This is a genomic window from Moritella viscosa (assembly GCF_900120065.1).
GTDB lineage: Bacteria > Pseudomonadota > Gammaproteobacteria > Enterobacterales > Moritellaceae > Moritella > Moritella viscosa.
Genome location: NZ_FPLG01000126.1, coordinates 1 through 9199, shown reverse-complemented (window position 1 = coordinate 9199; position 9199 = coordinate 1). Strand labels below are relative to the sequence as shown.

The 9199-nt window shown below is 36.7% G+C and carries 11 protein-coding genes; 7 read left to right on the top strand and 4 right to left on the bottom strand.

Going from position 1 to position 9199, the window contains the following annotated elements:
• The 5 genes from BT797_RS20590 to BT797_RS20565 form a co-directional block, all read left to right on the top strand.
• Nucleotides 1-1258: DUF5906 domain-containing protein (locus tag BT797_RS20590; protein ID WP_217653263.1), on the top strand; the 1258-nt coding region annotated here is incomplete at its 5' end.
• Nucleotides 1259-2279: 1021 nt separating this feature from the next.
• The gene (locus tag BT797_RS24765; protein ID WP_075473321.1) at nt 2280-2462 is read left to right on the top strand and encodes an ogr/Delta-like zinc finger family protein; all 183 of its coding nucleotides are present in this window, start codon (nt 2280-2282) and stop codon (nt 2460-2462) included.
• A complete protein-coding gene (locus tag BT797_RS24760; RefSeq protein WP_075473320.1) occupies nt 2456-2725 on the top strand; it encodes an ogr/Delta-like zinc finger family protein in 270 nt (89 codons plus the stop codon). The genes BT797_RS24765 and BT797_RS24760 overlap by 7 nt, the downstream gene beginning before the upstream one ends.
• Nucleotides 2726-2793: 68 nt before the next feature.
• The gene (locus tag BT797_RS20570) at nt 2794-3837 is read left to right on the top strand and encodes a phage major capsid protein, P2 family (RefSeq protein ID WP_075473319.1); all 1044 of its coding nucleotides are present in this window, start codon (nt 2794-2796) and stop codon (nt 3835-3837) included.
• A 47-nt stretch (nt 3838-3884) separates the two neighbouring features.
• Nucleotides 3885-4337: a hypothetical protein gene (locus tag BT797_RS20565; RefSeq protein ID WP_075473318.1), complete on the top strand. Its 453-nt coding sequence runs from the start codon at nt 3885-3887 to the stop codon at nt 4335-4337.
• A 1265-nt stretch (nt 4338-5602) separates the two neighbouring features.
• Here BT797_RS20565 and BT797_RS20560 read toward each other — a convergent pair.
• From BT797_RS20560 to BT797_RS24755, 4 genes are all read right to left on the bottom strand, one after another.
• Nucleotides 5603-6079: a hypothetical protein gene (locus tag BT797_RS20560; protein ID WP_075473317.1), complete on the bottom strand. Its 477-nt coding sequence runs from the start codon at nt 6077-6079 to the stop codon at nt 5603-5605.
• Between the two features lie 923 nt (nt 6080-7002).
• Nucleotides 7003-7371: a hypothetical protein gene (locus tag BT797_RS20550; RefSeq protein ID WP_075473315.1), complete on the bottom strand. Its 369-nt coding sequence runs from the start codon at nt 7369-7371 to the stop codon at nt 7003-7005.
• Nucleotides 7368-7889 carry a ParA family protein gene (locus tag BT797_RS20545; RefSeq protein ID WP_075473314.1) on the bottom strand — a complete coding sequence of 174 codons (522 nt, stop codon included), beginning with the start codon at nt 7887-7889 and terminating at the stop codon, nt 7368-7370. Before BT797_RS20545 ends, BT797_RS20550 begins: the two co-directional genes overlap by 4 nt.
• Nucleotides 7890-8059: 170 nt before the next feature.
• Nucleotides 8060-8254: an ogr/Delta-like zinc finger family protein gene (locus BT797_RS24755; protein ID WP_075473313.1), complete on the bottom strand. Its 195-nt coding sequence runs from the start codon at nt 8252-8254 to the stop codon at nt 8060-8062.
• 585 nt (nt 8255-8839) lie between these two features.
• Between BT797_RS24755 and BT797_RS23925 the strand changes: the two genes are divergently transcribed.
• The gene (locus BT797_RS23925) at nt 8840-9022 is read left to right on the top strand and encodes a hypothetical protein (protein ID WP_075473312.1); all 183 of its coding nucleotides are present in this window, start codon (nt 8840-8842) and stop codon (nt 9020-9022) included.
• On the top strand, nt 9009-9199 hold a 191-nt coding region (locus BT797_RS20530; protein WP_139292007.1), incomplete at its 3' end, for a hypothetical protein. The genes BT797_RS23925 and BT797_RS20530, both read left to right, overlap by 14 nt.

Sequence of the window (9199 nt, the reverse complement as noted above, 5' to 3'; positions counted from 1 at the left end):
TAAAAACTTAGTTATTCGAGCCAACTTAGACCCATTCGGTAATGCTAATATTGAATTTTTTAATCACAAAGAATTTACCGACATCCACAAAGACTACAACAAAATTCCAGTTCAAATTGAAACAACAAATGGAACAGCTGTTAAGCTATTTAACCCTGCAAAATTATGGTTAGAAAGTCCAGAAAGTGATTCTGCAAAATTCGGAATAACATTTTATCCCAAGCTGACAAAATTTTATAAAGGCAAACTAAACACCTATATGGGTTTAGGCTGCTCACCTATTGATATTGATGAAAAAGCCGAAATAGATTTACAGATATACCTAAATCACGTTTATAACGTTATTTGTGATGGCAACAAGGAACACGGCGACTACTTAATAAAATGGATCGCTCACGCAGTACAAAAACCAGAAGAAAAACCAGAAGTCGGCGTTGTTCTTAAAGCTGGCCAAGGAACAGGTAAGGGCACACTCTTAAAACCACTGTCTAAAATTTTTGGAGCCCACTATTTACATGCTACAAGTCCAGAGCAAGTAATAGGAAAATTTAACTCTCAGTTAGAAAACAAAATAATGCTTTTTGCAGATGAATTTTTCGCTGGTAGTAAGGGCTCGACCGATAAACTCAAAGCCATGATTACAGAGAAAACAGGCAGTATTGAGCGCAAGGGCATTGATCGTATCAGCTTGCCTGATTATTCACGCATTATTATGGCAACAAACCATGAAAATGTAATCAGTATTGAGCGTGACGAACGTCGTTACCTTTACCTTGAAGTATCCGACCGCTATAAACAAAACCGCGAATACTTTAAACCACTGCATGAAACAGTAGATAAACCAGACTTTGCAGGTCAGCTGTTAACTTACTTAATTAATATCGACATTACGGATTTTGAGCCACGCCACGTACCAAAAACCAAAGCACTTGAGGAACAGAAAATTGATAACCTAGACCCACTTGATAAATGGCTATTCGAAATCTTATCTGACGGCACTTTTTTTGGTGCAGGATTAATGGAAGTATCAGTTTCAAGAAAAGATATTCAGACTATAGCGCAAAAGTGGATAGATGATCATGGACTTAAAGTTTTCGGTAGCTTAGATCGTCAGCTTGGTAAGCGGCTAAAACTTATTGGCGTTGATGATGCCCGACCATATTTTGAAGGAAAGCAGGTTAGAACCTATATTTTCCCACCATTGGCAACAATTAGAGCAAATTTTGATAATTACATGGCGTTTACTACGGATTGGTAAAAAAAAGCATAAAGAATGACAAATTTATAATTAAAGTCGCGTTTGCGGCTTTTTTTACGCGTAAATATCAAATTAAGACAGTTTTAAAAAATACAAGTCAGTTAGTAAGTCAGTTGCAGACCCTTGCTACAACTGGCTTCATCCAGTTAAGACAGTTTAAGCAGTTTATTTTCTCATTTTTTTATTTATTTATAATAAAAAAAGTTACAACTTAATTTTCAACTGTCTTAACTGTCTTAACTGTCTTAACCATTGGTATGACTGACTTGGTATATATATATAACTGTCTTATAACTGTCTTATAACTGTCTCAATTTAAAATAAATAACCTAAAACCAGTAATTAAAGGTCATCGCTTCGCGCTGAATTCATTCGCTGCGCTAGCAAGGTCAAGAGATCCCCCTCCGCCCCTAAAGGGGAACCTCTCATTGGCGAGTGCCTAGTTGCGGGGGAGACGCTACGCTTAAAACACCCCCACACCTAGTCCATCTTCAATGAACGACAACGACAGTCAACCCACTCGTTCCTCGGGGTCGCTACGCTTGACAGTCTTATGACGTTACGAGTCAATAACGAAACCCTCTAACTTAAAGAGAGTCACATTAATTTAAGGGCTTTTTTGAATAATTTCGAGTGAATTTAAAAAACGCACAAAAACGCAAGAATGCGATCGAGGCTAATATTTTCACAACGTACTAAAATATGTTAAAGTTGTTATTAAACAGTCACTTAATCACGTCCTTGGTGACTAGTTATGCACTTCCTTAATTTCGTTTATTTGTAGTGCTGAATTTTGGTGTGGAGGGGAGGGTGAGTCCGAACGGCTGAAAAATCCTTGCTCTGAGCATAAATATTCAGACTTTTGCATAATAGTGAATAAGGTTTTTAAACTCTTCAATTACCCCTCTTTGCTTGAATCAATTTTCTATAATCGCCATATAGAAATGCCTTCTCTACCTCCCAAAGAGAAATACGAGTACTTTTATTCTACTTAATTATTTAGTTGTGTAGGGAAAATTACATGTATATGACTTGTCCTATTTGTCATTGTCAGGCTCGCGTTATTAATCAAAAGAAAGAGACGCGAACAAAAAGTTTATTAACGTGCCAATGCCGTAACTTAAATTGTTCTTCTTCCTTCACTCTATCTCTTAGCATGATTAATAAAGGCGTAACTAATGGCCCGAAGGAGGCCGTATGTTAGATTGCCCTGATTGTGGCGGGTCATATCGAGTCGTTACCTCAAGCCCTGCCTCAAACACGATTAGAGAATATTATTGCGAATGCAAAGTCTGTGGTATTCGATTTCTTCAATACGCAGTACTGGAGAGTTTTATTTTTGAGAACTCTAAAAGCAAACCACCAAGCAAGCAATTGCAACCACATATCGCAAAGAAAAGAGATGTGATGCTTCGATTAATCTCGCCTAAGCAGAAGTGTGAAAGACCTGCAATGAGATTTTTATAACACCTTACTTAAATGAGCTTTTCCTCATTGTATCAATCAAAGTTTAATAGAATGGAATTGGATAACTAATGAAACCAGAATTACAAATAAAACTTAATGCTTTTAAAGAATCAGTTCAACAAATCTATGGAGTAGAGGATGCTAGCGAAAGATTTAATGTTACTCCCGCTGCTGGTCAAATATTAATTGATGATGTGAAAGATACTGATGACTTCTTAACACGTATCAACGTTATAACGGTAGATAACTTAACTGGTGAAGCTATCGGTTTGGGTGTTGGTCGTATGATTGCGTCGCGGACAGATACAGCTTCAGGAAAAGAGCGACAAACACGTTCTGCGCATGATTTAACTGCAATGCGATATGAATGTATTCAAACAAACTTTGATACACACATCACTTACACTCAGCTTAATGCTTTTTTTCACTTAAAAGATTTTGAAGGTCGTGTTAATGATCAAATTCGTATTCAATCTGATTTAGATAAAATTAGAGTTGGTTTCTATGGGACATCGGCTGAAAAGGACACTGACATTAACGCTAATCCTAATGGTGAAGATGTTAATGAAGGTTGGATCGAAGCATTACGAAAAAATAAACCTGAAAATGTATTATCTGAAGTTGTCGTTAATTCAAATGAAATTCGTATTGGTGAAGGCGGAGATTTTGTTAATCTTGACCTTGCCGTTCTTACGGTAAAAAGTTTATTAGATCCCGTATTTGCATCAACAAATGATTTGATTGCTATCGTAGGCAATGAATTGATTGCTGGTGATCAAGCAAGACTTTATGCGCAGAACGGCAATACCCCAAGTGAGAAGGTAAAAATTGAAATGAGACAAGTCATTTCTACTTATGGCGGTTTACCTACGTTCACGGTTTCCAACTTCCCACCACGCGGCATTATGGTGACTAGTTTTGATAATCTATCAATATATATCTTAAATAATTCAATTCGAAAATCGGTTGGTGTCAGAAATGATAAACGTGACCAGGTTGAAAATTTTGAGTGTATGAGTATGGCCTATGTTGTTGAGCAATTAGGAAAAGCGGCAGCACTTGAGTTTGACAACGTTAAGCTTAAAAAACAAGGTTCTGATATTTGGGCATAGCTTTAATTTATAGCTATAAATTTGTAATGTAACAATTGAGATTAGATATGCAAAAATTAAAAGTTATTGTTGAACGTTGTGAGGGTATATCTTGTTCACTTTATGGTTATGATGAAATGTTTATCAATGTATCTAAAGATGCCAATAGTGATGATTTTGTTAAATCACTTATTCGATTCACGTTAGAAGAAGCTATTTCTACAGGTGATAATCAAATATTCCTCTTTTCATCACCTGACTATCGTGAAAAATTTAAAAAGCAGATGCTTGATTTCGCTTGCTCACTGGATGAGGAAGTTGATAGCCTTGGTTTTCTATCAAATGGCGCTCAAATTAGCTTTATATTAGCTAGTAGTAGAACTTCAAGTGGTGCTGTCGGTCATTCTTATGCCGTTGATTGTTTTGACGATATAGTTCCTACAGATGTTTACAATTTAATGCTGGGCTGGACTATGTTCGTTGGACTTCGCGCTGTATTTATCTCTACTTCATCAACGTAATCAGTATTTAGATTAGAAAGTGATTATTTAAATAATAGGGTATTGTAAGCACCCTATTATTTAAAATTAACTATAAAATCAGGTTTAATTGCGAGTTGCACAATACAATAGATATTACTAGGTAATATTTATTATTATCGCTATAAATCAAAACCCCATTTTGACAATTCAAAAACAAATATTGATACCAATAACCGATTAATTTTTTTCAACAATAGGCTTTAGCCGTCCCGCCCTTTCTGCCAAACCTGCTTTTTGCTTAGATTATGAGGGAATGTGTCGGTTCTTTCGGTGAGTCTATTTTGCGCGTTTAACTTTGTTATTAAAGCAACCTGTAACGCCCTGTTGAGTGAGTTCTCTTTAAGTTCGAGGGTTTGTCATTGACTCGTAACGTCATAAGACTGTCAAGCGTAGCGACCCCGAGGAACGAGTGGGTTGACTGTCGTTGTCGTTCATTGAAGATGGACTAGGTGTGGGGGTGTTTTAAGCGTAGCGTCTCCCCCGCAACTAGGCACTCGCCAATGAGAGGTTCCCCTTTAGGGGCGGAGGGGGATCTCTTGACCTTGCAGCGCAGCGAATGAATTCAGCGCGAAGCGATGGCCTTTTATGTTTTTGTTCTGGTGTATTTTTATTACTATAAACTTGAATAAATATTATTAGGTTATACTTATTTTTTTGAGAATTTATATTCTATTGGGATTTTGGTGGGAGTTAGTTCGCTATATTTCACGTAGCGAACCATTTTTATTGCCTGATCTTACATAAAATGCGTTATGCGCATAAAACCGTTAAACGCCTCGCAGCTACCGCTTAATGGGTGTTTTGGCCGCTTAAGTCATGAAGTCGGGAATTAGACCCATACGCCAATCTTACATAACGTGCGTTATACGCATAAACCGTTAGCCCACCCAAATCTACCGCTTAAGGGGGTGGTGTGACCGTTAACATGACTGCATAGCTAATTAGAACCTTACTCAAATGTTACATAACATGCGTTATGCGCAGTAGGTTTTACCTTATTGACAAGATTGCACTATTGCCTTATTGCTATCTTGTCAATAAGGTAATATAATTAAGTTGTAGAAGGGCTTGGTATATAACTTTATTCTGGATTGGTTATATATTTGTATGCTGCTTGTAAAGCACCAGAGTTTTACAATAGATTGTTAAGGATTTATTCCTATCCCGACCCCAAAGAGCTAAGGGAACGCCACGAACAATCACAATTTCATAGAGGTTGGTATTTATACCAGCCTTTTTTGTATCTATAGATTCCCAACTAATGTACCAGCATGTCTTGTCTTGTCATACGCGGTAACAATACTATAGTAAGGTTCTTCACCTTGCGGTTGCTTTAACTCAACAACAACCATTCCAGCTGTAGACTCTACAATTAAAGGCTTATTTGGGTCTTTATTTTGGTCTATTATAATTTCAGCCCCAACTGTAATAACACTTTCTATAAATTCAATTACATCAAATGCGTTAGTGGCTCCGATTTCAACCTTGTGCTTATCCCATATATGACGAAGTCCAAAAGCGGCTTTAAGTTTTCTTTCGTTACGATCATAAAACCCTGAATCGCCTAATTTTAGTATTATATTTCCCGTTGGAAATCTAGCGCCTAGGTTGGGCATTACCCCAAAAGAGCACGTACCATTAGAGTTAGTTACTTTGGCGTTCTTCGTCTTTTTACTATCGAGCATCTGTTGGGATACATCGTTAGGTAACAAAATGCTCATTAAATTAACGCCTTTAAAAATTAAGTACTGATATTACGTATAATATCAGTACTTTTATACGAGCGTAACAATATTATAATATTTGATTTTAGCTAGTGGCTCATTGATTTTGCCCTCCTAATTGGAGGCTTTTTAGATCTTGGGCTAAAATCGTCCCTGAGCGGCCTATTGAACATAAAGGTGATAATGCGCAGTACCATTTCACCACTCAAGAAAATAAGCGTCCCTAAGCCCCGTTTTACCCCCTTTAAATCAATTAAAATCAGCAATTATGGATAGATAATTTTGCACCATTATGGGGAAAGTTAGTTTCAGTTGAATTTTGGCTGAAAGCCATGTTTGTGTAAGTTTTGGGTATTTTGGTTCATGTTTTTTTTCACGGGTAATATTTTTACCCGTGAATTAGCTTCAAGTGGAATGTGTTTTTTAATTTATTGAGATTCTTGAATTTTAATATTTAAAAACTTACAAATTAGGTGAGCATCGCAATAGCTTAATGGTAGCTGTAATAAGATCTCTCCCGATGGTTCACCGTTCGTGGTTGTTAAGCATTGTATAATTTGGTATCCGTTATTCTGCGTAACCATCACGGTTTCAGCTCTAAAGTTAACAGTAAGACGGCCAGTTTTGAGTTCTATCATTTTGTCTTGTGAATACTTTGTTATTGATAGATCTATTAAGTTTATAGTTTGCATTACTTTCTAGTCCCCGTTTACTGCTTTAATTAATCTGATTACTTGGCCTTTAGTTAATAAAGGGGATAGTCTTACTATGTCGTTTAATGTAATAATGTTCATATTGATTAGCTCCGAACAGCTGATTAGTGATTGTCGCAAGTGTTAGCGCACCTGCGGCTTTCTTTTGAATTATTATAATAGTACTTACTATTAGTAATTACAACCACTAATAACTAAAGGTAAGCACTAATCTAAAATACCACCCTTGATAATGATCTGCTTGCACAACTTAATATACAGGTCTCGACTGCCTTTAGAGCCTGTTAGCTCAATAGCCTGCTTGATTACAGCAAGTTCATACGCGTTAACCTTCATTGAGTGTAAGCCTGTTCTAACGTCATGCGAGTTATCAGAATGATTTGCTACATATGCAGCTAAATTATCAGATTTCAGTTCCTTTATTATTGCTGCTTGCTCGTTGTATGCTGCTAATGTTCGTGCTCGATGCTCTTTCTGATACGCACGTTTTTCTATCTTTTGGCTTTCAATAACAGCGCTTTCAGTTGTTAGTTGTTCGCGGTTTTTAGCCGGTTGTTTCTTTGATATTAAACTCACAGTATTACCTCATTTAAAAATACGTTCATTTCAGCTCTCGTTCTCGTGGTGTTTCGTTGTTCGCTAAAATCTTCTAGCATTGGCATTACCCATTCGCAGGAACTTAACCCGAACTCAGCCAGTGATTCGCGTCTTGATAATAATGCTTTGCTGTTAGATCGAGTTTTAGTGAATACGAATTTAGATTTTTCTTTTAAGCCGTACTCATTTAGTCGAGAAACTAAAAATTCTAACTCTATAAAATCATTCTTACCTGTATTCATTGGCACGATAACTAGAGCATCAACATCAGAACATGCTTTTAGTAAATCGATGTTATTTGCAGTGAATGCTCCAGCCGTATCGTAAATGCAATATTCAGCGTTATCATTTAAGATCGTTGTGACATGCTTTTGTTGGTCGGTGTTATCCACGCTGACAGATTTACCTATCCGCTGTAACTCATTAGCGGTGTATTCGCATAGCGTTGATTTAGATACGCCACCTTTGGTATTGAAGAATATTATATGCTTAGTCATAAAACCCTATCATTGGTAATTACTAATTGTAATTACCAATAGTAAGTTAAATTTATTTTTTAGCAATCAATTATTGAGTGAGTTGTGCAGCAGGCATAAAAAAAGCCGCGATTGCGACTTTAGTTTTAAATCTTTATGCGAAAGCCATTTATCATCTTAGGTAAGACCTGTTAAGCATGATTAGATTGTGCACTTGATTTTAGACGCGGCTCTGCAATGAAATGAGAAAATGACGAGTGATAAACGAATGTAGCACTACAATTAAGTGATTTGCATTGACAGTTCATTTCTCGTAGTTTTTCGGTGACAGTGCGCGATGTAGCTATACGTGCGACTGAACCACATGAAGGGCAATAAATTCTCATGCTTGCCTACCATTTGGTATCTGAATAGGTCTGAATGAAAGTAGCTGGATAACGTTTGCTTTAAAAATGACTAATCCACTGTTTAGGTAACCAGTGGTTTTTAGAGTGCAAATATGACAAGTTGTTGATATTGTCATTTTGCATAGTAAATAGTGTTCTAATTTGGTCATACAGGTTGATTTAACGCATGGTTTTAACTTAGTATTCATAATGTATCTACTCGAATCTACTTTCTTTTAGATGCAATGAAACTCCAAGGGCTTAGCCCTCGGATTTTCAAAAGTCCCGGTAAGAGACAGAGATAAGGGATGCTTCAACATTGCCTTATTATTTAGATTCAAGGGGACTCTAATCCCCTTGAATCGCCTATTTATTAGATCACAAGACATTGATTTTGTCACTTTGTTTGTAATTTAAATTTAGGAAGATTAGGGCGTTGGTGGTACTTCGCCTGTTTGAATCTATTTAGAAAAAAGCCGACAACTTGGGGTCGGCTTTTTTTTACTTGCATTAAAGGTTTAAGTCGACTTATACTGATTGTAATTCAGATTACCAGTCTGATTCCCCATATCCCAAGGCTATAAAATGACAACTAAAAACAAAGGCGGTAGACCGTCCGTAAATCCATATTTAAAACGTAACAGTTCACTAAAATTCAATCAGGCTGAAATAGACGCTTTTGACAAATTAGGGTTATCTCTAAAAGAAGGTGTTAGACAGGCCGTATCTGAATTCTTAGCGAAAGGTTCGAGAAATGAAAAGTGCTGAAACATTAAATAATGTAGCGGCAGATGCTATTTCGCAACCCCGTTCATCCGAAATTATAACCGATATAAATACAGACCAATTAGGGTTTGTTGTTGGTATGCCGTCACGCAATATAAATACTCAAAACGACTGTCTAGACGAATTTAACAAGTATTACACCACGATTGTAACGGGTGG